This is a genomic window from Cellvibrio chitinivorans (genome assembly GCF_035117775.1).
Taxonomy (GTDB): Bacteria; Pseudomonadota; Gammaproteobacteria; order Pseudomonadales; family Cellvibrionaceae; genus Cellvibrio; species Cellvibrio chitinivorans.
The window spans coordinates 246,718-269,413 of record NZ_JAYKKN010000001.1 but is presented as its reverse complement, the minus strand read 5'-3'; the positions used below and the strand labels follow the sequence as shown (position 1 = coordinate 269,413).

Genomic DNA, 22,696 nt, shown 5'->3' with positions numbered 1-22,696 from the left:
GCTCGGGTCATTTTGCGGATTTTGCTCGAACGTTTAGTCGCAGTTTCGCCCCAACACAAAGTGATTCGCCCCATGTTCCGCAGGTTTACAAAAGTGGGACGACGATTTTGCTGTGCTCAGCCAATATTCATTCACAAGTTTCGGCATGTGTCAGTGGTTGAACCATTCCGAAATTGTTGCTGAGGTGTTGTTCAGCAGATGAACCCTAGGGTGATGTCAGGTCTCCCCGGGGTGTTAGCAAGCATGAACGGGTAAATGCCAATCCAATCTCCTTGTTAACTCTCCTTGCTTTAGCCCCCGTGTTCTTCCTCTAGCTGGATACGGGGGCTTTTTTACAATTTTTTTGCGAGGTAATTTATGCCTAGTTTGTACAAATCGGGTGTGTTGGCCGCCTGCAGTCTTGCGGTGCTTGCTGCCCTGAGCGGATGCGATAACAAAAATGAAACTGCTTCTGTTAGTAACACGTCTGCGAACACTATCGAAACGCAAGCTGCCAATAACGCAAGCGAATCACTTTGGCCACGTGTGCAAAGTGCGATAAAAAAAGATCCGGCAATCGAAGCAAAAATTACTGAACTGCTCGGCAAGTTGACCACTGAACAAAAAGTGGGGCAACTCATTCAGCCCGAATTGCGCCATGTGACACCGACGGACATTACCGAATATTCAATCGGTTCGGTGTTAAACGGCGGCGGTTCTTTCCCCGGCGAAAATAAACACGCGAAAGTAGAAGATTGGATCGCTTTGGCCGATGCGTTTTATAACGCATCCATGAGTACCGAGAATGGTCGCGTACCAGTGCCGGTTATGTGGGGTACTGATGCGGTACACGGCCATAACAATATTATCGGCGCGACCCTCTTTCCTCATAACATTGGTTTGGGTGCTGCGCGCAACCCGGATCTGATTCGTCAAATTGGTGCGGCAACCGCAGCGGAAATTGCGGTGACCGGTATCGACTGGAGTTTTGCACCAACGCTTGCGGTGGTGCGCGATGACCGTTGGGGTCGCACTTACGAATCCTATTCTGAAGATCCTGCTGTAGTGAAATCTTACGGCGGCGCTATGGTTGAAGGTCTGCAAGGTATTGCTGGCAAAGATGCCTTCAGCGAGCAACATGTTATCGCCACTGCCAAACACTTTTTGGCTGACGGCGGTACTCAAGGTGGGCTTGATCGCGGCGATGCAAAAATCACTGAAGAAGAATTGGTGCGTATTCACAATGCGGGTTATGAAACTGCTCTGGCCGCTGGCGCACAAACGGTGATGGCGTCTTTCAGCAGCTGGAATGAAGTGAAAATGCACGGCAGTAAATATTTGCTGACCGATCAATTAAAAACCCAAATGGGATTTGATGGTTTGGTGGTAGGCGATTGGGCTGGCCATGCATTTGTACCTGGCTGTACGCCCGTGAGTTGTGCGCAATCCATCAATGCCGGGCTCGATATTTTTATGGCGCCGGATGCCAACTGGAAAGAGCTGTATCACAACACCCTTGCGCAAGTGAACAGCGGCGAAATTTCCATGACGCGTTTGGATGATGCAGTCGCGCGTATTCTACGCGTGAAATTGCGTGCCGGTTTATTTGAAAAGGGTGCGCCCTCGACGCGCGAACTCGCTGGTAAAAAAGATGTAATTGGTTCTTCTGAACATCGCGCTATAGCGCGGCAAGCGGTGCGTGAATCTATTGTGTTGTTAAAAAATAATTCACAAACTTTGCCGGTAAAAGCCAACAGCAAAATTCTGGTGGCGGGTGATGGCGCTGACAATATCGGCAAACAATCCGGTGGTTGGAGCATAACTTGGCAGGGCACTGGCAATGTAAATGCCGACTTCCCCGGTGGCACTTCTATCTATCAAGGTATTGCCGATGCTGTTAAAGCTGCTGGTGGTTCGGTTGAGTTAAATGTGGATGGAAATTATCAAACCAAACCCGATGTTGCCTTCGTTGCATTTGGTGAAGACCCTTACGCGGAAATGCAAGGTGATGTTGCCGCACTGATTTATAAAGATGAAAAAAATCTGGCGCTGCTAAAAAAATTAAAAGCCGATGGCATCAAGGTGGTTTCGTTATTTATTACCGGTCGTCCACTCTGGGCCAACAATTTTATCAATGCATCTGATGCCTTTGCGGTTATCTGGCTGCCCGGTTCTGAAGGTGCAGGTGTTGCCGATCTGGTGCTCACCAACGCCGATGGCTCGGTCAATTATGATGTAAAAGGCAAGCTGCCATTTTCATGGCCAGCATCGCCAACACAATCGCCTTTGAATCTGGGTGATGCTAACTACGCGCCGCAATTTGCTTACGATTTTGGTTTGACTTACAACGATAAAACCGAAACCGCTGTACTCGATGAAACTGCTGCGCAAACTGTTGCTGCCAATACTCCTGATATAGCGCCGATTTTTAATCAGCGTGTTATGAACCCTTGGGCTCTGGTATTGCTCGATAACCTCAACAACATGTTGCCGGTCACTACCAGTCGCGGTGAGTTGGGTGCGGTAGTTGTTTCATCTGAAGATAAGTCGGTTCAGGAAGACACGCGTCGTTTGAAGTTTGATGGTTCCGCAAAAGCCACAGTTACACTCGGCTCCACCACGCGCACTGACTTTACTCCCTATGCTGAAAGCAAAGGTGCATTGGTATTTGATGTAAAAGTGAATGCCAAACCCAGTGCAGAAGTAAATGTAGGAATGTATTGCGGCAGCGATTGCGGTGGCGATATTGCCATTACCGATCAACTCAACGCTGCAACTGTTGGTGAATGGACAAGCGTGAGTCTTGCGCTTGAATGCCTGGCGAAAAAGCGCGTGAAAATGGATATGGTTCTTGCGCCCTTTATGCTGAGTACCAGCGGCACTTTGGATGTTTCTGTTTACAACGTGCGCATCGAAAAAAATGCAACGGCTCCTGCCTGCGCTGAATAATGTTGTTCCCTCTGCCGGTGGAGTTTATTCCACCGGCTAATCATAAAAAATAATTACTACAGCTCTTTTTTACGTTTTCTTTTAGTAAATCGCGCTTCTTTTACATCCTTAGTCTTTGTTTTTCTCGCTCGTTTTTTCGGTTTTCACACAATAACAATAGAGGTCACTATGAAATACCAACAGCTAGGATTTACTCCTGTTTTATCAAAAATATGCGTAGCTTTAACCGTCGTCGGCTTGGCCGGTTGTGGTGGATCTGATGGCGGAGGCCAGAGTTCCAGCGCAGCAAGTTTGTCATCGTCGAGTGTTATTTCCTCATCTTCTGTTGCAGTATCTTCATCAGAAGCTAGTTCGGCTATTGCTGAATCTTCGTCATCAACAGAAACAAGTTCATCCTCTTCCTCTACACCCCAATGGGAATTGGTATGGAGCGACGAGTTTGATGGAACTGCAATCGATACCGATAAATGGAGTCACGAAAAAAATTGCTGGGGTGGCGGCAACAATGAACAACAGTGTTACACCGATCGCGCTGTCAACTCTTATGTTGGCGATGGTGTATTAACGATTGTTGCGCAGCGCGAAGATTTTACCGGTTCAGATAATGCTGAAGGTGAAGGCTCTGGCACTAAAACCTTGCCATACACTTCTGCGCGTTTACGCACTAAAAATATTGCCGAGTGGACTTTCGGTCGCTTTGAAATTCGCGCGAAATTACCGGCAGGACAAGGCACTTGGCCAGCGATCTGGATGCTGCCAACCGATTCACCTTACGGTGTTTGGGCGGCCAGTGGTGAGATCGATATTATGGAAGCGGTCAACTTAAAAGTCGTTACCGATGGCAGTGCACCTGAAGCGCGCGTGCACGGCACTTTGCATTATGGTCGCGTGTGGCCGGGCAATGTGAATGCAGGCGCAGCTTATACATTGCCCGACAATGCGAACCCTGCTGATGATTTCCACACCTACGCGGTTGAGTGGGAGGAAGGTGAAATTCGCTGGTATGTCGACGACGTTCACTTTGCCACTCAAACCCAAGCAGGTTGGTACGGCCAGTATCTGCAAGGTGATGAGTTAGTGAATGCACCAGAAGGTGCGCCTTTTGATCGCCATTCAAAATTTCATATGTTGTTGAATCTTGCCGTTGGCGGTAACTGGGCTGGCACTGTGAATAACACAGGCGTTGATGAAAGTGCATTCCCGCAAAAAATGGAAGTGGATTTTGTGCGCGTTTATCAATGCAGCGGTTCACCTGTCGATGGAAAAGGTTGCGCTACTTTTAATGAAGATCCTGAGCAAAATGTAGAGCAGGTTCCGGGGCATCGCCGCCCGGGTATTGGCAAAGTCAATTTTTCCGGCCCGCCATTATTGCTGATGTATGGCGATGAAGTTACCGAAGGTTTGTTCGTCAATTCATACAACCCTGACAAGTTTGTTACATTTTCAGAAGTAGCAGAAGAAGGTCGCGGAAATGTATTAAATATTGTTAAAACCGGTGCGAGCGGCAATGCCTATTTACAGGTTGATGGCGACCCAACTGACTTAACCGGTTGGTCGGGTGACAGCGAATTAATTTTCGATGTGAAAGTAAATAGCAAAGCTGACGGTGCAAAACTGTTGGTGAAAATTGATAGCGGTTGGCCGAATGTTAGCGATGTAGAAGTTGCTGTTGCCGAGCTTGGCGTGTGGGAAGAATTTCGCATTTCCCTCGCGGATCTTAAAGATAATGGCAACTCAATGAATGGTGGCAACGGGCGCGCGAATCTCGCGTCTATCACCAATACTTTTGTGGTTGATTCTACCGGCGCAATTGATGTTTCCTTCGACAATATTCGAATTGAAGGTGAGGCGAGTACAGGTGTTGATGTGTTTGCACCCCTGCCATCATATTCAGTATTCGATGATGTTATAGGTTCCGGTTTGGATATTCAGGTTTACACCCCGGCGAACGTCACCACATCAACCGTCGCAGAAGAAGGCCACGGCAATGTATTCAAGGTAGTTAAAACCGGCGGCGCAGGTAATGTGTCTTTTCACGTGATTGATGCACCCGTGAGTTTGAATCACTGGGTTGCTAGCGGTGAATTGAAATTTGATTTTAAAGTGAATAGCAAAGCTGCCGACTCAACATTATTAATAAAAATGGATACTGGTTGGCCACAACTCAGCGATGTCAATGTGCCGCTACCTGCCGATGGAACCTGGGGATCTTTCAGCATCAGCGTTGCCGATTTAATTGCGCGCCGCAATTCAATTGATCCTGCAGGCATAGTAAACATCAACTCAATTACCAATCTATTTGTGATAGAGCCATCCGGCGCTATGGATGTGGTGTTTGACAATGTGCGTTTGGTAGAAAAACCCTAAGCATCATCTGAATAAGCTAAATAAATCAGTTAGACCCTATAAGCCGGCATTTGCCGGCTTATTTTTTTCCGTGGTCTCAGTTATTTGCACTGGAAGTGCAAAGCGTTAATTGCGTCACAAAACCGTCATGGGACTGTAATGCCACTGGCATATGATTCCACCATCAAAACTTTTGGTTATTTATAGATGATCTTTAAATAACCGTAAGTGATTAATTTCGTTATAACTGACGGCTTTCGACATGCAAATGATGCAAATCCCCTCTGTGAGTTATCGTCCGGCTATGCAGCAGCCGCTGGCGCAGGATTTATGTGTAGAAGTGCCATCGGTCAGCGCTGAGGACAGCAATGAGCAGGTGTTTGATGTGTTTACCAAACATCGCGATTTGATGAGTTTGCCGGTGACGGAAGATGGCAAGCCGATTGGTTTGATCAGCCGCAGTATTTTTTTATCGCAGATGAGTAAACCCTTTCATCGCGAATTGTACGGCCGCAAAAGTTGTATCGCGTTTATGGATAAAGAACCGCTGGTGGTGGATGCGGGCATGGATATAGAGGCGCTCACGTTTAAGACCGTCGAGTACGGAGAGAAGGCGCTGGCCGATGGTTTTATTATCACTCGCGACGGGCGTTTTGCCGGCATAGGTCACGGTTTGCAATTGATGCGCGTAGTGGCCGATATGCAAGCGGCGCGCAATCGTCAGGTTACGCACAGTATTGAATATGCGAGCGTAATTCAGCGCTCCATGTTGCGCACCTCGCGCGAAACTTTGCAGGCCATTTTGCCGGATGCGGATTTGGTGTGGGAGCCGCGCGATATTGTCGGCGGCGATTTTTATCATTTTGCTGCGCAGCCCAATGGCTGGTTTGGCGCAGTTGCGGATTGCACCGGCCACGGTGTTCCCGGCGCGTTTATGACGCTCATCGCCAGCAGCAGTTTGGCGCAGGCCATCGATCAACTTGGCTCGCATAACCCATCGCAATTGCTTGGCAATGTGAATCGCAGTATCAAACAAATGCTTGGCCAGATTGATGGTGTTGATTCCACACCCGAATCAGACGATGGCATGGATGCGGCCTTTTTTTGGTACAACGCCGCTGAGCGCCAACTGCAATTTGCCGGTGCCAAATCGAGTTTATTTGTGTTGCATCCGGGCGCTGAAGGCGTGGAGATGATCGATGGCGACCGCAAGGGCGTCGGCTACGTCAACAGTCCTATGGATTTCACCTGGCTCAACCGCAGTGTGTCGCTGCACAACGGCAGTTTGGTGTTTGTCACTACTGACGGTTTGATCGATCAAATTGGTGGCCCTAAAGCTATCGCATTTGGTAAACGTCGCATTCGCGAGCTGTTGCTCGCCCATCGTCACAGTTCAACCAGTGATATTAATAAAGCCATGCTCGATGCCTTTGGTGAGTGGCAGGGGCAGCATCGTCGCCGCGACGATTTAACTTTTTTCTGTTTTCGTATTCAGGAAGCGCAATGAATAGTAACTCCCCGATAGTGAATGACCAGCTCGCGTTTTGTGAAATTGCCCGACAGCATCGGGTGATTTTTTATTACGTTGGGTATTTCTCGCAAAACATAGTAGCGGCTATGGCCGACGCGGTGAAATTGCAATTGGAAGTGAGCGGTGCCAATGGCCCGACTCGCCGCAAATTATTTTCGTCTTTTATCGAAATGGCACAAAACATTATTCACTACTCGGCCGATGCCTTAACGCCGGATGAGCAGATGAATAACGAAATGCGCCACGGTTCTGTGTGCATTAGCGAAAAGGATGGCCAATATATTTTGCTCTGCGCCAACCCTATAGATGCGCAAGTCGCAGATGATTTGCGCACGCGCCTGGATGCACTGCGCGGCATGACCATGGATGAAATTAAACGCGCTTATAAAGAATCGCTGCGCGGTGAAACTCACGAGGGTAGCAAAGGCGCTGGCCTGGGTTTTTTAACTATGGCGCGCGACGCCTGCGAGCCGCTGGAGTTTGAATTTTGGCCGATGGAGCAGCGCCCGCAAGCGGCGATGTTTTATTTGAAAGCGGCTATCTGAACTTTATTTGGTTAGACAAGAGTGAGAATTTCTAATGGACAATCTCTACATTGCTGCAACGCCCAGTTCACCCGAAGTTAATTTTGATTTTGCGCAGCATCGCTTAAGCATTCGCGGTGAATCCTACCCGGAAAATGCAGCGGCATTTTATGGGGATATTATTAAATCCCTGCATGAATATCTGGCGAGCTGCGCAGAAACGCTGATCACTGTTGATATCGCACTGGCCTATTTCAATAGCTCCAGCACCAAAATGTTGTTCAATATTTTTGAAGCGCTGAACGATGCACATCACGCGGGCAATCACATCGCCGTGAATTGGTATCACGATGAAGAGGACGATACGATTCTGGAGTTCGGTCAGGAGCTGAGCGACGATTTTCCCGATCTCACTTTTATTGATCACGCGGTGCAAGCCGCTTAAATTTTTCTATGTCCCAGTCAGATCCCGATCTTTTTGACCAGGAAAACCTCGCGCTCTTTGCTGCGCGTGAGGTGCATGACAATAACGCTGGCGATGCCGCGAGTTATCGCGCTGCACTGGGTGAATTGATTACTTGTTATGAGCGCTTGCTGCGCGAAACACGCCGTTTGATTCGGCGCAGCGACCGCGAAGAATTTGAAATGAATCAGCTTAATAGTCGGCTCAATGAGCTGGCCAGCGAACTGGAATATCGCGCAACGCACGACTCACTTACCAACACTCTCAATCGCGGTGCGGTGATCGCACGCGCTAACCGTATGCTGCGTGAAAATGGTTTGGCGTTGATCGTGTTGGATATAGATTTTTTCAAACAGGTCAACGACTGCTTTGGCCATTTGGTAGGCGATGCAGTGATCTGTGGTGTAGTAAAAGCCGTTGCCAAATGCGTGCCACAAACCGGTGTTATCGGCCGGGTCGGCGGTGAAGAATTCACCGTGTTGTTAAGTGATTGCGATGGAGATCGAGCATTCCAGCTCGCTCAGCAAATGCGCGCAACTATCGCCGATTGGAATTTTTCCTTGCCCGGTACGCACCCGATCACTGCCAGTTTCGGTGTGAGCTGGACGCCTGCCGGTGCCGATTTCAGCATCGCTTACGGCGCTGCCGACGAAGCGCTCTACAAAGCTAAACACTCCGGCCGTAACTGTGTTATGCGCGCGGATTAATGCTGATCATCCGCGCGTTTACATGATCAGCCGTTAGCCAGTTTGCCGCTGCACTGCTTGCGGTATTCCGTTGGCGACATGCCTACCAAACGATTAAAAAAGCGGTGAAATGCGGACTTGCTGTTAAAGCCTGCGTGTAGGAGTACATCCATCACTGTCATGTCGGCGTGTTGGCTGTCGCCGAGTAGACGTTTGGCTTCCTCGACGCGATAGCTGTTCATAAACTCGAAAAAGTTAGTGCCGTAGTGTTTGTTGATTACCGCCGAGACTTCTTTGACCGGCAAATTAATCCGTTTGGAAAATTCCTCGATATTGAGGTTTTGTTTCAAAAATAATTTTTGCTCTTCCATTCCCTGCTGCACTTGTTGGATGGCGGAGTCAGTTAGTTTTTCATCGACTTTATCGCGCGTGGTTTCCGGTTTGGTGGTCAGCAGTTTGTGGGTGTGCACCACGCTGTTGATAAACAGCGCATTGATCAAAATAAAAATAATGTAGTTTTCGGTGATGCCGAATAAATCAGATACTTTGGGTGCGGCAATCGCAACGGTATTGGCGATCACATGTACCAGAATTGAGAAACTCCAGGTAAACAAAAAGCCGAGGCTCAACATATTCAGCCAGGTAGGTTCAGTCGGCGAAAAGTTGGAATATTGATTGTGCAGGCTGATGCGATACAAACGCACGCGATTCACCGCAGCCAGTGCATAAAAGAAAGGCATGATTTTGATGAAATGCCAAACCCAATTGGCGATTTGCCGTTCGCTTTCAGTTTGCCCGAGGGTTTTAAAGCGCAAATCCGAACTGTCGATTTGAAAGGCCAGTAGCCAAATTACTGCTATTGCGATGGGTACAAGGTGAAGTAAATGCCGCCGCGCAAAACGGAAGGAATCTTCTGTGAGTGCAATAACGTAAAACAGTAGCATCGGCCCTTTGAGCAATTGGGTGATGACTAAAAAGTAGGGCAGGAAGGTTTCATCAAATAGCTCAACAGTTTTGACATCGTCATTCCACAGCACCATCACACAGGCGGAGCTGATGGCGATGGAGAGTAAAAACACGCTGAGCAAGCGGTTGGCGAGTTGATTCTTGACCGGCAGTATCGCCTGAAAAATAACTAACAGAATGCACTCTGCGACCGTCATAAACAGGATCACATCGTGAATATTAAAAATATGTTTTTGCATGTCGATCAAACCCTGGTTGTCGTTGTTATGTGTTTTTAGGTCTGGATTGATCTAATCAAGTTGATTAGTCTGTGGGTTGGGTCAGGATTATAGTGGATGCGTCTGCTGATGTTGCAAGCCTTCGGGCTTTTGCTGCGTATTTAATCGCGAGGATGATTTGTTGTATGCGCCCGGTCACACCCTTGGTTCAGTTCAATCATAGTCAGAGTGAGGCGCTGTTGCAGCAGATGCCGCCGATTCATTTTGATCTCGGGCAGGATTGCGCCTGGACCAGCTCGCCCGAAGTGCAAACCTATCTGGATTTTTACGGCATCAATTTCGCAAAAGAAATTCCCGACCTGATACATGGTTTTGGCGCTATGGATGCCTGTAGTTTTCGCATCGCCACTCAATACTGGTTGCCCTCCAATCCCAAGGGCACTTTGGTGGTCGTGCATGGCTACTACGACCACGTGGGGATTTTTAGCAATGCGATTGAATTTGGCTTGCAGCAGGGGCTGGCGGTGCTGGCGTTTGATATGCCCGGCCACGGTTTAAGCAGCGGCGAGCGAGTGGCGATAGATTCGTTTGATCAGTATGCCGATGTGCTTGATGCGGTGTTCAGCGCGGCTAAAAACCTTTTGCCTTCACCCTATTTCGCGCTGGGGCAGAGCACCGGCGGCGCGGTTCTGCTGAATTATCTTTGGCGTTATGAACGCGAGCGGGTATTGCCGCACTTTGAGCGCATCGCTCTGTGTGCCCCTTTAGTCTTGCCCAGAGCTTGGGCGCGCGGGCGGATTCTCTACGCGCTCGTACACAGGTTTATCAAACGCCTTGCACGCGGCTCCTCGCACAGCTCTCACGATCTCACTTTCACTCACTTTGTGGATGAGCAGGACTGCCTGCAATCGCGAACTTTATCTGTGCGCTGGGTTGGCGCCATGAAGGCTTGGGATGCGCAATTCCGCGAATTTCCGCCGCTGCATCACACGCTCTTGGTAGTGCAGGGCGATGAAGATATGACGGTGGATTGGCGCTACAACCTAAAGCAAATCCAGCGCGCGCTGCCCAACGCGCAGTTTGCACTTATCCCCGGCGCCGGCCATCAGTTAGTGAATGAAGTGGGTGTGCTGCGCGCGCAGGTGTTTAGCGCTATCGCCTATTACTTTGCTAACCCCTGATAGGTTTCTGCAGCTTATATATTTTACGAATGCTTGATGAGCTGCGCTTGTCCATGACTGCAAGCATCAGGCACACTCGCGCCAGTTCAATCACTTCCTGACCTTATCTCTATTTATATCTACGGCCTCTGTAGAAAAGGAGCTTGTTTTGCGCCCAACCAATCGCACCCTCAAAGATTATCTTTTTATCCTGCTTAAAGGCCTGTGTATGGGCGCGGCGGATGTCGTGCCCGGCGTCTCCGGTGGCACCATCGCATTTATTACCGGCATTTACGATGAATGGTTGGACTCGCTAAAACGCTGCACGCCTGCGGTGCTGGTGATGCTCAAGCGCGATGGCATTGCCAAAACCTGGCAGTACATCAACGGCAATTTTTTGTTGGCGGTGTTCGGCGGTATTTTGATCAGCCTGAAAACCTTTGCGGCGATTGTCTTGATTGCGATGGATAGCTTCCCGATTCTGGTCTGGGCGTTTTTCTCCGGCTTGGTCGCTGCATCTATCTATCACCTCGCACGCGAACAGCGCGGTTGGTGTCTGGTGGAGTTTGCCGGTCTGATTCTGGGCGCACTCTTTATTCTGGCGATCAGCTTTATGGCGCCCGCGCAATTGCCCGGCCACGGCTGGATTCTGTTCCTCGGCGGCTTTGTGGCGATTTGCGCGATGATCCTGCCCGGTATTTCCGGCAGCTTTATTCTGCTGTTAGTGGGCTTGTACCCAGTGTTTTTGCAGGCGATCCACAATTTTGAAATAGGCAAGCTGATCTGGTTTGGATTGGGTTGTATCAGCGGTTTGATTGTTTTCTCGCGCTTCCTGTCCTGGCTGCTCAAGTCTTATCACAACCAAACGCTGGCAGTTCTGATCGGCTTTTTGGTGGGTTCGCTCTACGTCACCTGGCCGTGGAAAAATGCCTTGCTTACTACTACTGATAGCCACGGCCGCACCGTGGTACTGCAACAGGAAAACCTGAGCCCGTTTAATTATCTGGCAGTGACTGGCAATGAGCCGACGCTCGGTTTGGCGATTCTCTGGGCACTGCTGGGTGTGGTGCTGGTGCTAGGCGTGGAGTTTGTCGCTATCTGGATCAAACGTCGTACCGCGACTGCACAATGAGTCTGCTGTCACTTGAGTAAATTGGATATGTACATTCTGTTGCGGAGACAAGTGTGTCGATAGTTATTCCTATCTCTGGTGCCATTATCGGCATATTGATCTCCGTATTTCTCTACCATGTGATCGTTTGTTTTACGCAGCGTGATTACAGCAAGCATCTGGTGTTATCGCTGATCAGCTTGCTTTATAGCGTGTTTGTTGGCTGTCGAATTTACGAGTTTCAGGCTGCGGATTTAGCCGTTTTTATCCCGGTATACAAACTGGGTGTGGCATCTGCGTTGATTGCGATCCTGCTTTTACTGTGGTTTGTTTTGCGGCGAGTCATGCACCCCTTGGGATGGTTCTTTTGGCTCCTGGCGTCGTTCCTGCTCGCCTTATTAGTGGCAAACACCTTGTTGCCCTATGGTTTGCAGTATCAATCGATTTCTGGATTCAAGTCTGTTCATTTTCCTTGGGGGGAAACACTGGTTGGTGTGGATGCCGAAGTTGGTGCCTGGATAGTGGTATGCGCGGTTTGGATTGCCTTGACGGTGGGTTGGGCGACTTTGCTGATGTGGATCGCCTGGTGGAAGACACGTTTTTGGCTGGATGCAATGGTGGCCGTGACACTGCTGATTTACTTCATCTTAAGTATGCAGGGAATGGCGGCGCGACTGGGGTTGATCGATGCTTTACCTCTGGGCGCTGTGGGTTTGCCCTTGGCGTTAAGTGCCATTAGCCTGCTCTACATTTATCAAAACCGCCGCGAACGCCTTGATTATGCGCAGCATCTGGAATGGTTAACCGCGCACGACGAGAAAACCGGCCTGCCCAACCGTTCCCATCTGCTGCGAAAATTGGCCGAGCTCCCACCCATGATGCTAGCGATGATCGGGTTGGATAACCTCGGGCGTATCAATGAAGCTTTTGGCCACGAACAGGGCGATCAAGTGATCAAATCCATCGGCCAGCGCTTGCTTGGTTTTTTGCAGTCCGATGAAATTGGCGTGCGCTTTGAAGGCGATCATTTTGTGTTTGTCACTACTCAACAGGAGCGGATGATGGCTTTGCATCGCCTGATTCAGGAGCCGGTAGATCTGGGGCAGGGCTTGGTAGTTGAGATAAGCGCCGGCATGGGTTATCTGCCGACAGCGCTGGTGCGGGTGCCAACAAAAGTGTTGCAGCAGGCGCAGTCGGCGCTGATTCAGGCCAAAAGCCGCGGGCGCGGGCAGGTTGTTCGGTTTGATGAAACTTTTATGGAGCAGGGGCGCCGCCGCCAATATCTGGTTGGGCGCATGAGTCAGGCGCTGGCGCAGGGCGAGTTCCAATTGGTGTACCAGCCGCGAGTAGCGCTGAATAGCCATCACATGGGTGATAGTTTTGAGGCGCTGATTCGTTGGAATGCGCCTGATGGCTTTGTGAGTCCGGGCGAGTTTATTCCCATGGCTGAAGAGTCGGGCTTTGTCAATCCACTCGGCGATTGGATTCTGCAGCAAGCGCTGCAACAGATTAAGACCTGGGTGGATGACGGCCTGCCATTGGGGCGGGTCGCGGTGAATATCTCCATGAACCAATTGGCGAGAGTCGATTTTGTCGATAGCGTGCTGGCGCAGTTGCAGGCAAGCGGGGTGAATCCGGCGCAGTTGGAGTTGGAGGTCACCGAAAGTGCGGCAATGGAAAATCTGGATTTTGTACTGGCCAGCTTGCAGCGGTTGGCGAGCGCGGGCATTACGCTGGCGATGGACGATTTCGGCACTGGTTATTCATCGCTCTCTTACCTGCAAAAACTGCCGTTCCATATCATTAAAATCGATATGAGTTTTGTGCGCCGCTTGGGTACACCAGAGGGCGATGAACTGGTACACGGCATGATGACCCTGATCCGCAACCTCAAGCGCGATATGGTGGCCGAAGGCATAGAAACCCTCGAACAACTGGAATGGCTGCGCGCCCAAGGCTGTACCGAAGGGCAAGGTTATTACCTGAGTAAACCGCTCAGCGTGGTCGATGCCACCGCTTGGCTGGCGAGCCACCGTTAATCTGATTCAGCGCAAATAAAAACGCCGCAGTCTTTTCAGATTGCGGCGTTTTTATTTACTGATGTCTGTTTGCGAGGATTAGAGCAAAACTCTGCAGCGACTTAGAACAGCACTCTGCAACGAATCGTCCCTTCAATCGCCTTCAATTGCTCCAGTGCGGCTTCATCGTAAGGCGAGTTGATATCCACTACTACATAGCCAACTTTGTCGTTGGTTTGCAGGTACTGGGAAGAAATATTGATTTGGTTGTCGGAGAAGATTTTGTTGATCTTCGACAGCACGCCCGGAACGTTGGCGTGTACGTGCAACAAGCGGTGTGCGTCCGGGTGACCAGGCAGCGCAACTTCCGGGAAGTTGACCGAGCTGGTGGTGGTGCCGTTGTCGGAGTACTTGGCCAGCTTTTCAGCAACTTCGACACCGATGTTTTCCTGCGCTTCCATAGTGGAACCGCCGATGTGCGGAGTCAGGATCACATTGTCCAAGCCGCGCAACGGGCTGATGAATTCATCGCCATTGGCTTTTGGCTCTTCCGGGAATACGTCGATAGCAGCGCCAGCGATATGGCCGGATTTAACCGCGTTAGCCAAGGCATCAATATCGACAACAGTTCCGCGCGAGGCGTTAATCAAAATGCCGCCTTGTTTCATCAGGCCGATTTCGCGCGCGCCAATCATCATTTGCGTCGATGCATTCTCTGGCACGTGCAGGCTGATAATGTCAGAGGTCGCCAGCAGTTCATCCAATTCGCGCACTTGTGAAGCGTTGCCCAGAGGCAGTTTGGTGACTACATCGTAGAAGCGCACTTTCATACCGAGCGATTCAGCCAATACGCTGGTTTGGCTACCGATAGAACCGTAGCCGATCAGGCCGAGGGTCTTGCCGCGAATTTCGTAAGAGCCAACGGCAGACTTATCCCAGCCGCCGCGATGGCACACAAAGTTTTTCTGAGGAATATTGCGCAGCAACAGAATCGCTTCGGCGATTACCAACTCGGCAACCGAGCGAGTGTTGGAGTAGGGCGCGTTAAATACCGCAACACCGTGTTCTTGTGCGGCTTTCAAATCCACTTGGTTGGTGCCGATGCAGAAGCAGCCAGCAGCGATCAACTTGGGCGCATTTTCAAATACGCGGCGGGTCAGTTGGGTGCGCGAACGCAGACCAACGAAGTGCGCATCCTGAATGCGTTCGATCAGCTCATCTTCACCCAGTGCGGTTTTCAGGTAATCGATGTTGGTATAGCCCTGCGCGTTCAGGGTATCTACCGCCGACTGGTGTACGCCTTCCAGCAACAGAAACTTGATCTTGCTTTTGTCTAACGAGGTCTTGCTCATGGGAACAACTCCTAAATTGTGAAATCGGTGCAGCGGCGTCTCCGGGAGCTGAGGCATCGAACGGGAGACGGGAAGAGGCCGGACTGAACACGGCTGGCTGAAAAAGGCGCGCATCATATCACAGGCGACTGCGGGAAAAGCAGTGGCAGATAAGGTGCTCTGGTACATAACAGTTGGTGGGCGTACTGAGGTATGGGGTTTTTGGTTGACACTATCAACTTATTTTTATATGGTTGACTATGTCAACTAATTGGAGGTGTTATGAGACCCAAATCCTCAGGCAATTCCCTCGGTGATGCTCTGCATCATCTGGTGCACAGCTACAAAAGCAGTTTGCGCGAGGCGATTCGCGCACAGGAAATCGCGCTGCCGATTACCCATATCCGTGTGCTTAAAGGCGTGTGCCGCAATCCCGAATGCACCGCGCAATCCATCGGCAACCGTATGCAGCGTGATAAGGCGCAAATCACCCGGGTGCTCAAAGAGTTATTGGATGAAGGGTTGATCATCAAAGTCGATAACCCTGCAGATCGCCGCAGCCAGTTGCTACGCCCGACGGACCAAGGTGAAGCGGTTATGGCGCAGCTTTCGGAATTGGAAAACCAAACCATCGCACGTATGACGCAACGCCTGACGGACGATGAAATCGCCAGCTTTATGCGCATCGCCAAGATGATGGCAGGAAACCTCAAAGGCGATGAATCCCTCGCGACCAGTGGAGATAACTGAAATGACATTTGATGCAAAACCCGAAATCAGACTCGAAGTGAAATCAGAAACGAGACGCCCCGCGCCGCGGGATTTGCAGGTCATCCGCTCAACCTATGTGACTCCACATATGCTGCGCATAACCCTGGGGGGCGATGAACTTGCAGGTTTTCCACCGGATCAGGAAAGCGCCTATATCAAACTGCTGTTTCCCCAGCAGGGCGAAGCCCGCCCGCTGATGCGCACCTACACGGTTCGCCATCAGCGCGCGACCGAAATCGATGTAGATTTTGTGATTCACGATATCGCCGGGCCTGCCTCCGGCTGGGCGCTCAACGCCAAGCCCGGCGATACCATTCTGGTGGGCGGCCCTGGCTCCAAAAAGCTGATCAATCTGGAAGCGGATGGGTTTGTGTTAGTCGGCGATATGACCGCGCTGCCGGCGATTAGCGTCAATCTGGCGCAGTTGCCTCCCGATGCGCGCGGCTTTGCGCTGCTGGAAGTGCACAGCGAGGCGGATATCCAGCCGCTGGAGCATCCTGAACAAGTACAGCTGCATTGGGTAATCAACCCGACGCCCGACCCAGAGGGTGCGACCCTGCACAATTATCTCGATAAGTTGTTATGGCCGGAGGGGCAAGTATCGGTTTGGGCGGCCTGTGAATTTGCGAGCATGCGCGTATTGCGCCAGTTTTTTCGCGAGCGGGATGTCGCCAAATCGCACTTGTATATTTCCAGCTACTGGAAAATCGGCAATAGCGAAGATCAGCACAAAGTCGCCAAACGCGATGATGCAGAGCAAGAAGGCATGCCCATCGGTTAAAACGTAAAGCATTGGGGCGGGCACACCAAGCCCGCTTATAGTTATTTACAACATTACTCAGCAACAAAGGGCCTCTATAATGGCCGCTCGGATTGTCTGCTGTAGAAAATCCCCTTCCTGAGGTTTTAGGATTTGTCATCGTCAGTACCCCCTTCGTTATCATCCAGCTCTTCCCCTGAACTCACCCGCGAAAAACCCTCCACTACTTTCTATATCGCGCTCCTCGCCATGGGCTTGGGCAGTTTTGCGATAGGTGTGGGCGAATTTATCTCTATGGGCTTACTGCCCGAAATTTCCTCTTCCCTTGCGATTAGCATCCCCCAGGCCGGGCACTCGATCAGTGCCTACGCCTTGGGGGTGGTGTTAGGCGCCCCGCTATTGGCGATTTTGAGCACCGGCCGGTCGCGCACGCGCATGTTGGTGTTTCTGATGGGGTTGTACGCCATCGCCAATATTGCCAGCGCTTTGGCACCAAATTATGAGTTGATGCTGGTATTGCGCCTGCTCAGCGGCTTTCCGCACGGCACCTTCTTTGGTATCGCCTCGCTCGTGGCGGCCTCGCTCGCACCAGCACATATGCGCACCCGCGCGGTGGCCTATGTAATGCTGGGGCTTTCAATTGCGACACTCGCCGGTGTCCCCATCGCCACCGCGCTTGGGCAATGGCTCGGCTGGCGCTCGGCGTTTGTGCTGGTGGGAGTGATCGCATTGGCATCGGCGATTTGCATCGTCAAATTCGTGCCCTATGAACCGGCGCAGGAAGGTGGCCGTGTGTCCCATGAGTTGTCGATGTTTGGCAATCGTCAGGTGTGGATCACTTTGGGAATTGGTGCGATTGGTTTCGGCGGCCTGTTTTCCATCTTCTCCTACGTCAAACCGACGCTGATGAGCCTTGCCGGACTCACCGAAATGGGCGTGCCTTTTGTGTTGGCACTGTTCGGCGCGGGCATGGTGGTGGGTAATATTTTCGGCTCACGCATGGCCGACCGCGACCTGCTCGGCACCATCAAGCGCTGCCTGATCTGGTCGATGATCGCCTGCGCCTTCTTCGCCTTGGTCGCGCCAGTACTCTGGCTCGCCTGTATCGCCGTATTCTGCGTGGGCACTGTGGTTGTCATCGGCCCAGCGGTGCAAATTCGCCTGATGGACGTTGCTGGTAAGGCACAAACTATGGCGGCGGCGATGAACCATTCAGCGTTTAACTTTGCCAATGCCGCGGGTGCGTTTTTGGGTGGCTTGGCGATTGATGCCGGCTTGGGTTATGCCTCCACCGGCTGGGTGGGAGTGATCTTATCTGCTGCTGGATTGGGCATGTTTTACTGGATGGTGATTGATGCCAAGCGCGCAGTGCAGCAAGCGAAAGTCGCTCAGGATTAATAACTAAAATTTCGATTTCGGGTGGCGATGGCTTAGTTAAGCGACTATGCTGCACGCGTTATTTCACACGTAAAAGGATCCATCTTGTATGAAAAAGTTACTCTCAATCGCTTTGGTTGGTTTTATCAGTACACAAGCGCATGCGCAAATGAGCCTTGGGGACACCCTGAAAGCACAGGCTAAAGCGACAGCAAGCGCGCAGGCGGAGTCTGTGAAAACAGCGGCTACCTCTGCTGCGACCACCGCTGCCACTACCACCGCTACAGCAGCGGGCGATACTGCCGCAACCGCTATGGCGCTGGTGCCTATGCTGACTGAAGGGCTGGGTGTGACTGAAACTCAAGCGACTGGCGGAATGGGTTCGCTTCTGCAAGCCGCGCAGGGTTTGATGAGCGGTGGCGATTACAGCTCCCTGCTCAGTGCTATCCCTAATGCCGATGCACTGCTCGCCGCCGCACCTGCGGTTAAATCAGCCAAGAAGAATGATTTGTTGGGTAGCGCTCTGGGTGCGGCAGCTAACTACAGCGCCAGTACCAAAGCGGCATCGCAGCTGGTATCGCAATTCTCATCGCTGGGCTTGAGTCCGGACATGATTTCGCAATTCACCAACATCGCTGTTGGCTATCTGCAAAACGGCACCATGCCAGAGACTGCAGACCTGCTGAACACTGCTTTGATGAGCGTACTGCCGCAGTAAGGCGGATGCGCAAGAAAAACCCCGCGTGGCGAGAGCTGCGCGGGGTTTTTTACTGTTTGGATTTACTCTGCGCTGTGCAGAATGGCGCAGAGGCAAATCCGGTGCGATTGGCCATCGCTGAGGTAGCGCCACTGCACATCCAGATCCAATAACTTCATGCCATAAATCCGCTCAGGGTCGGGTTGCTGATACTGCGGGCGCGGGTCTTGTTGCAGGATTTGGGTGATAAGTCCGGCCAAATCAGTGCCGGTGCGGGTTTGGTAATCGGCGCACTGTGCTAGCAGATCGGCGGGAATATCCACAGCGATCAGTTCCGGTGGCGCGGCGGCGAAGCTGTTTTGGGCGTCTGGCACTGCATCTACATAGGGCACATAGGGTTTGATATCCAGCACCGGCGTGCCTTCCAGCAAATCCACTCCGCTAATCTGTACCAGCAATTTTCCCTCGTACTCGATCACACCTTCAAAACGCACCACCGACAGCCCAATCGGCGCCGGTCGGGTAGGCGAGCGGGTGGCAAATACGCCAAGGCTTTTATTGCCGCCCAAACGCGGCGGTTTGACTTTGGGTTTCCACTCCTCGCGCTTGTTTGCATGCCTGTTCATATGGAATACAAACTGCACCCACAGGTGAGTGCAACCCTCCAGTCCATCAAAGGCGCTTTTGTCGTCATAAGGCGGGAGCAGTTCTATCTCGGCGCGCGCCAGCGGTGCCAAACCGGGTTGGCGTGGAATACCGAATTTCTCCTTAAAACAGGAGTGAACAATGCCAATGGCGGGAAAGCTGAATTCCATAGTGATCGCTGCGTAGAGGTGATGCGCAAGGCTAGGCAAAAGTATCGCGTGGCTCAACCGTTTTTTGGCTGGGGATTGTTAATTGCGGTGACAGATACGAATTGCTTATTTTTATTGATTGGCGGGTGTCCTGCGCTGTCATTTAATAAGTGTCGGCGAAATTGACACTTTAGTGTGATGAGTTTGGCAAAAACTGGCGCCTATCATTGATGCGCAACGAAATTTTAAAATAGGCACGGTCTGTGCTGAGTAGCGCTTATTAAAAGAATACAACACTACTAGCATGGACTCTGTTATGAACTTTTATTCCAAACTACTCGGTATTGCGAGCCTGACCTCGCTACCGATGTTGGCCGCCGCCGGCCCTTTAAGCGATTACAACCTGATTTTGTTTGGCGATTTGCATACCACCAGTAATGTGAAGGTTTACGGCCAAGCCGTTATCGGTGGCGACCTGAATTCCAGTGGTGAATTTGGCTCGCACCTCACTGATTCCGCTTTCAACGCCACCAATAACGTTGAAGTGATAGGCAATGTGCAATCGCCTAATTTGACTATCCAAAACGGTTATTTGGGTTATGGCGGCACCAAATCGATTACTAATCTGAACTGCAACGAGTCAGGTTTAGCGCAGAATTCCTGTGTGCGTAAATTGGATGATGTTACTGCTGTCGCCGATAAACTGGATGGCTTTTACAGTGACCTGAGCGATGAATCAGATTTTTATCGCGGTTTCGGCATCACTGGCGATGTAACTGGTACTAGCCTGAGTTACAGCGGTCTGGCGACCAGCTTGGTGGTATTCAATATTGCTGGCGCAGACCTGTTTGCCAACAACGCCAACTGGCAGCTGGATTTTGGCAATGCCGCCAATGTGGTGATTAACGTTTCTGGTACAGATTTGAGCAACCCGGGTTCAGTCAACCTGAGCGGTAGCGGTTTTGGCAACTACAACAACATTCTGTGGAACTTCTACGATGCTACCAGCTTGAATCTGGGCAACGGCTGGCGCGGCAATGTGTTGGCGGTCGATGCGGATGTCAGCATCATGAACGATATCGATGGTTCACTGGCGGCCAAGTCCTACACCGGTTCTGGTCAAATCCATAACTTTTACTGGGATTACACCCCGCCCGAAACCCAACAGTTTCCCGTGCCAGAGCCATCAATTCTGATGTTGCTGATGGCGGGTTTAGGAATGCTGAGTTTGGGACGCCTACGCCGCCGTGACTAATGGTGAGTAGTTCTCAAGGATGAATAAAAAACCGGGATTGCCCGGTTTTTTTATGTCTACGGTTTGCGTAACACCCAGGTGGTAAACTAAATCGCAAAGTGCGCGATCTGGTTTTCCAAGCCCTTGGCGGTGCTGTCCAGTTGGCGCGCAATCTGCGCCGACTGTTGTGCATCGCGGTTGAGATCGCTGATCAGGTTGGCCACTTTCACCACGTTTTTGTTGATCTCCTCCGCCGCGTAACTCTGCTCTTCGGCGGCAGTGGCGATCTGCATATTCATGCCCAAAATCGACGAGATGGATTGGGTAATTTGGTTGATCGATTGCCCCGCTTGGCCTGCCATCTCCAGAGTAACATCGGTTTTTTCCTGGCTGGTTTTCATTGCCTGCATCGCCTTGGCGGCGCCCAGTTGTACCGCTTCAATGATCTGCTGGATTTCGGCGGTGGAGTCTTGGGTGCGTTTGGCGAGTGAGCGAACTTCATCGGCGACCACCGCAAAACCGCGCCCCTGTTCACCGGCGCGCGCAGCTTCAATGGCGGCGTTGAGCGCCAGCAGATTGGTCTGTTCGGCCACGTTTTTGATCACATCGAGCACGCTGCCAATACGGTTGGTATCCTGCTCCAGCTTGTCCATCGCAGTACCTACGTGATCCACCTCTTTACTTAATAAGTTGATCGCATTCAGGGTGTTATCCATCACTTTCAAACCGCTGCGGGCGCTGTCGTCTGCGGATTGCGCTGCTTCAGCGGCGCCGCTGGCGTTAGTTGCCACTTCCTGTACGGTATTGCTCATTTCAGTGATGGCGGCAGATACCTGATCGGTCGCGTGGTGGGTTTCATCGGCATAACCCGCGAGCGACGAGGAGCTTTTGGTGATGGAATTGGAGGCTTGGGTCAGGGTGTTCATGGATTGCTGCACGGCAGTAATCACCTCGGCCACGCTTTGCTGCACCTTATCGATATTTGCGCTTAAACGCCCTAGCTCACCCGAGCCGCTAAAACGCAGCGGCTGGCGGAAATTGCCGTCGGCCAGCTGACCCAAGTGGTCATTGATCAGCGCCAGCGGCTGCAACAGACTCTTGCGCAGAATCATCAGCACCAAAAACACCACCGCAATCGCGCCCAATACAATCAAACTGTTCGCCCAAAAGGAAACTCGCTGGCTGCGCTCTAAATTGTGTTCGGTGGTTTGCGCGACCTGAGCGCTGATCAGCTCCGCGGATTCCTGCAGTAGGGTAGTTGGTTCGCGATCGATACCAGCGACGGCCGCGTCGCCCGCAGCGGCATCAAATCCCGCTGCTTTAAAAGCTTCCAATCCGGTTTGATAGCGACCGAATGCCTGTTGATGCGCGCGCAAAAAGGCTTCAACTTTGAGATGGCTATCGCCGCTTAAGTGCGAATCCAGCTCAGCCCCTTCGCGCTGGATGGCATTGTGCATCTCCTCAAACTGGTTCCAGTATTGCGCCAGTTTTTGTGGATCTTTACCCCGCAGCAGCACGTTTTTCCACTCCTGCACCTGCACTTTGAATTTGAAGTTCATGGCGTTGATGCTGCGCTCCTGTGCAACTGAGCCGGCGATTAGCTGGTTGTAATCGCCAATCGCTTGGTTGAGCAGGGAAATGGCAATGCCGCTAATGATGATAAACAGCAATACACCGGCACTGACAGCAACGATCAGACGGCTTTGAATACTCGATAGGGAAAACATAAATGCCTCGGGGGTGCTCGAAAGGTCAGTTGACCCTTCGAGTATAGGAAAGAA

18 protein-coding genes are annotated in these 22,696 nt (G+C 51.3%); 14 read left to right on the top strand and 4 right to left on the bottom strand.

Annotation, left to right across the window (positions count from 1 at the left end; all coding sequences use genetic code 11):
* The first annotated feature begins 357 nt into the window (after positions 1–357).
* The 6 genes from SPL68_RS01180 to SPL68_RS01155 all read left to right on the top strand — a co-directional run bounded on the left by SPL68_RS01180 (position 358) and on the right by SPL68_RS01155 (position 8,499).
* Complete coding sequence (locus SPL68_RS01180; protein ID WP_323813232.1) at positions 358–2,928, top strand: glycoside hydrolase family 3 protein; 2,571 nt, start codon at positions 358–360, stop codon at positions 2,926–2,928.
* 168 nt (positions 2,929–3,096) lie between these two features.
* Positions 3,097–5,295 carry a family 16 glycosylhydrolase gene (locus SPL68_RS01175; protein ID WP_323813231.1) on the top strand — a complete coding sequence of 733 codons (2,199 nt, stop codon included), beginning with the start codon at positions 3,097–3,099 and terminating at the stop codon, positions 5,293–5,295.
* A 241-nt stretch (positions 5,296–5,536) separates the two neighbouring features.
* Complete coding sequence (locus SPL68_RS01170) at positions 5,537–6,781, top strand: SpoIIE family protein phosphatase (RefSeq protein ID WP_323813230.1); 1,245 nt, start codon at positions 5,537–5,539, stop codon at positions 6,779–6,781.
* The gene (locus tag SPL68_RS01165; protein WP_323813229.1) at positions 6,778–7,350 is read left to right on the top strand and encodes a SiaB family protein kinase; all 573 of its coding nucleotides are present in this window, start codon (positions 6,778–6,780) and stop codon (positions 7,348–7,350) included. The genes SPL68_RS01170 and SPL68_RS01165 overlap by 4 nt, the downstream gene beginning before the upstream one ends.
* A 34-nt stretch (positions 7,351–7,384) precedes the next feature.
* Positions 7,385–7,774 carry a DUF1987 domain-containing protein gene (locus SPL68_RS01160; protein WP_323813228.1) on the top strand — a complete coding sequence of 130 codons (390 nt, stop codon included), beginning with the start codon at positions 7,385–7,387 and terminating at the stop codon, positions 7,772–7,774.
* Between the two features lie 8 nt (positions 7,775–7,782).
* Entirely contained in the window at positions 7,783–8,499 is a 717-nt protein-coding gene (locus SPL68_RS01155) for a GGDEF domain-containing protein (protein WP_323813227.1), read from the top strand.
* Positions 8,500–8,525: 26 nt separating this feature from the next.
* Here SPL68_RS01155 and SPL68_RS01150 read toward each other — a convergent pair whose 3' ends face one another.
* The gene (locus SPL68_RS01150; RefSeq protein ID WP_323813226.1) at positions 8,526–9,683 is read right to left on the bottom strand and encodes a helix-turn-helix domain-containing protein; all 1,158 of its coding nucleotides are present in this window, start codon (positions 9,681–9,683) and stop codon (positions 8,526–8,528) included.
* 164 nt (positions 9,684–9,847) lie between these two features.
* Here SPL68_RS01150 and SPL68_RS01145 point away from each other — a divergent pair, with 164 nt between their 5' ends.
* The 3 genes from SPL68_RS01145 to SPL68_RS01135 all read left to right on the top strand — a co-directional run bounded on the left by SPL68_RS01145 (position 9,848) and on the right by SPL68_RS01135 (position 13,972).
* Positions 9,848–10,843, top strand: a complete 996-nt coding sequence (locus SPL68_RS01145; protein ID WP_323813225.1) for an alpha/beta hydrolase — start codon at positions 9,848–9,850, stop codon at positions 10,841–10,843.
* A 148-nt stretch (positions 10,844–10,991) separates the two neighbouring features.
* Positions 10,992–11,954 carry a DUF368 domain-containing protein gene (locus tag SPL68_RS01140; protein ID WP_323813224.1) on the top strand — a complete coding sequence of 321 codons (963 nt, stop codon included), beginning with the start codon at positions 10,992–10,994 and terminating at the stop codon, positions 11,952–11,954.
* Positions 11,955–12,007: 53 nt separating this feature from the next.
* Positions 12,008–13,972 (top strand): putative bifunctional diguanylate cyclase/phosphodiesterase, encoded by a 1,965-nt coding sequence (locus SPL68_RS01135; protein WP_323813223.1) that lies wholly within the window; start codon positions 12,008–12,010, stop codon positions 13,970–13,972.
* Positions 13,973–14,073: 101 nt separating this feature from the next.
* Here the strand turns inward: SPL68_RS01135 and serA are convergent, their stop codons facing one another.
* Entirely contained in the window at positions 14,074–15,303 is a 1,230-nt protein-coding gene (serA, locus tag SPL68_RS01130) for a phosphoglycerate dehydrogenase (protein WP_323813222.1), read from the bottom strand.
* Positions 15,304–15,564: 261 nt separating this feature from the next.
* On the opposite strand from serA, the gene SPL68_RS01125 reads away from it, so the two are divergent.
* From SPL68_RS01125 to SPL68_RS01110, 4 genes are all read left to right on the top strand, one after another.
* On the top strand, positions 15,565–16,032 hold the full coding sequence (locus tag SPL68_RS01125; protein WP_323813221.1) for a MarR family winged helix-turn-helix transcriptional regulator: 468 nt from the start codon (positions 15,565–15,567) through the stop codon (positions 16,030–16,032).
* 1 nt (position 16,033) lies between these two features.
* Positions 16,034–16,834 carry a siderophore-interacting protein gene (locus tag SPL68_RS01120; protein ID WP_323813220.1) on the top strand — a complete coding sequence of 267 codons (801 nt, stop codon included), beginning with the start codon at positions 16,034–16,036 and terminating at the stop codon, positions 16,832–16,834.
* A 132-nt stretch (positions 16,835–16,966) separates the two neighbouring features.
* Positions 16,967–18,211: an MFS transporter gene (locus SPL68_RS01115; protein WP_323813219.1), complete on the top strand. Its 1,245-nt coding sequence runs from the start codon at positions 16,967–16,969 to the stop codon at positions 18,209–18,211.
* A gap of 88 nt (positions 18,212–18,299) precedes the next feature.
* Positions 18,300–18,908, top strand: coding sequence for a DUF2780 domain-containing protein (locus SPL68_RS01110; protein WP_323813218.1), 609 nt, complete (start codon positions 18,300–18,302; stop codon positions 18,906–18,908).
* 62 nt (positions 18,909–18,970) lie between these two features.
* On the opposite strand, the gene tsaA is transcribed toward SPL68_RS01110, so the two are convergent.
* Positions 18,971–19,741 (bottom strand): tRNA (N6-threonylcarbamoyladenosine(37)-N6)-methyltransferase TrmO, encoded by a 771-nt coding sequence (gene tsaA / locus SPL68_RS01105; protein ID WP_416377403.1) that lies wholly within the window; start codon positions 19,739–19,741, stop codon positions 18,971–18,973.
* 256 nt (positions 19,742–19,997) lie between these two features.
* Between tsaA and SPL68_RS01100 the strand changes: the two genes are divergently transcribed.
* A complete protein-coding gene (locus tag SPL68_RS01100; RefSeq protein WP_323813217.1) occupies positions 19,998–20,936 on the top strand; it encodes a choice-of-anchor A family protein in 939 nt (312 codons plus the stop codon).
* An 86-nt stretch (positions 20,937–21,022) separates the two neighbouring features.
* On the opposite strand, the gene SPL68_RS01095 is transcribed toward SPL68_RS01100, so the two are convergent.
* Positions 21,023–22,642 carry a methyl-accepting chemotaxis protein gene (locus SPL68_RS01095; RefSeq protein WP_323813216.1) on the bottom strand — a complete coding sequence of 540 codons (1,620 nt, stop codon included), beginning with the start codon at positions 22,640–22,642 and terminating at the stop codon, positions 21,023–21,025.
* Positions 22,643–22,696 lie beyond the last annotated feature (54 nt).